This is a genomic window from Kitasatospora sp. NPDC058492 (assembly GCF_042720685.1).
Classification (GTDB): Bacteria; Actinomycetota; Actinomycetes; order Streptomycetales; family Streptomycetaceae; genus Kitasatospora.
In genome coordinates, this window is the sequence record NZ_JBHXMU010000140.1 from 1 (window position 1) to 1784 (window position 1784).

General features: G+C 72.8%; 2 protein-coding genes. One reads left to right on the plus strand and one right to left on the minus strand.

Features of this window, described 5'->3' with window-relative positions; genetic code table 11:
* The coding region (locus tag ACFWPI_RS39435) for a serine/threonine-protein kinase (protein WP_380425387.1) at window positions 1-901 on the minus strand (901 nt) is incomplete at its 3' end.
* A 408-nt stretch (window positions 902-1309) separates the two neighbouring features.
* Between ACFWPI_RS39435 and ACFWPI_RS39440 the strand changes: the two genes are divergently transcribed.
* Window positions 1310-1507, plus strand: a complete 198-nt coding sequence (locus ACFWPI_RS39440; RefSeq protein ID WP_363372835.1) for a hypothetical protein — start codon at window positions 1310-1312, stop codon at window positions 1505-1507.
* Window positions 1508-1784 lie beyond the last annotated feature (277 nt).

Here is a 1784-nt window from a genome sequence, read left to right on the forward strand (position 1 = left end):
GGGCCGCCGGGCCCGCCGGGGCGGGTGCCGCGGCCCGCCCGTGGCCGGGCCGCGCGGTCCGGGTGGCGGTTCCGGCTGCCGCCCCGCGCGCCGCGAGTTCGCTGAGGCGCTCGTGCAGTGCGGCCGCGCCGGGCCGTTCGGCGGGTTCCTTGGCGAGGCAGGCGCGGATGAGCGGTGCCAGTGGCGTCGGTACGGCGGACAGGTCGGGTTCCTCGTGGACGACCCGGTAGAGCATGACTTCGGAGGACGCCCCGGATCCGAACGGGGTGTCCCCGGTGAGCGCGTAGGCGAGGGTGGCCCCGAACGCGAACACGTCGGTGGCGGGGGTGACGGCGGCGCCGCGGACCTGTTCGGGCGCGAGGAAGCCGGGGGAGCCGACGGCGGTGCCGACGTGGGTGAGGGTGCTGGCGCCGCGCGACCAGGCGATGCCGAAGTCGATGATGCGCGGGCCCCGCGGCGAGAGCAGGATGTTGGAGGGCTTGAGGTCGCGGTGGACGACCCCGGCCTCGTGCACCTTGACCAGCCCGTCGGCGAGTGCGGCGCCGATCCGGGCGGCCTCGGGCCAGCTCAGCGGCCCTTCGTCGCCGACCTGCTTGTAGAGGGAGGGCCCGGGCACGTACGCGGTGGCGAGCCAGGGGCGGTCGGCCTCGATGTCGGAGCCGACGACGCGGGCGGTGCAGCCGCCCCGGATGCGGGAGGCGGCGGCGATCTCGCGGGCGAAGCGGGTGCGGAACTCCTGGTCCTCGGCGAGTTCGGCGCGGATCAGCTTGAGGGCGACGCGCTGTCCGCGGCGGTCGGAGCCGAGGTAGACCACGCCCATGCCGCCGGCGCCCAGTCGCCGGTGCAGGCGGTACGGCCCGACGATGCGGGGGTCCTCACGCCTCAGCCGCATCATCGCCATGTTCCGTTCCCCGTCAGCCTGTGGGTGAGGCCCCGTCGGTTGGGGCATCGTCAGTTCCTGTCTGGCACAGCTTACGGACTGCCCCCTGCGGTGTGCTGATACGCAACACCTCAAGCAGCCGTGTGATTGTCGGATCGTGCGCTGACCCGCAGGTCATAGGGGTGCCGAAGCCTTTCTCGGGGTTGCCCCTCAGGGTTCCCCCGGGGTCGCGGCCAAGGCTCCCTCCCCCTGCGGTAGTACGCCTGAAGTCTGAGCGTCATCCTCCGGGATGCCCGAGGAACAGTACGACGGCATGACGCCCGGACGGCCCCCTGAGCAATAGCGTTGTGTTCAGCGGTGGACGGGGAGCTCGTCCCCCGAGGTAAGCCGTTCACCGCGCCAACTCGACCGGACCACAGGAGTAAGGGCATGGCACCGCAGCTCACGGGAAACCCCCGCCGTCGGTCGGCCGTCATCCAGTCCCGGTCGGCCGAGCAGCCCACCAGGCACCCGGCCGTGGCACTGGCCATGGCCCTGCCGTGCGCGGTTCTGCTGGTGCTGCTCTTCGGCGGTTGGGATCAGATGGCGAACCAGGCCCAGGCCGTCGCCGATCTGATCGGCCGCTGAGATCACGCCGGCCCCGACGGGGTCGGCCACAGAAACGGGCACTGGTCCCCTGGGGACGGGGAACAGTGCCGCCGGGGAGGCCGCGGCCGCGATGACACGCGGACGGGCGTGTGTGGTGCGCAGAGCGCCCCGGCAGGCGGAGACGCCGCGTACGGACGTCGGTGAGGGCGACCGTACGCGGCTCTTCTCTTTTCCCGAAGCCGTCGTCCGTCTCGAAGGCGTCGGCTGCCCCGAAGCCGTCGTCAACGCCAAACGGCCGGGGCCGCGATCCTGACGC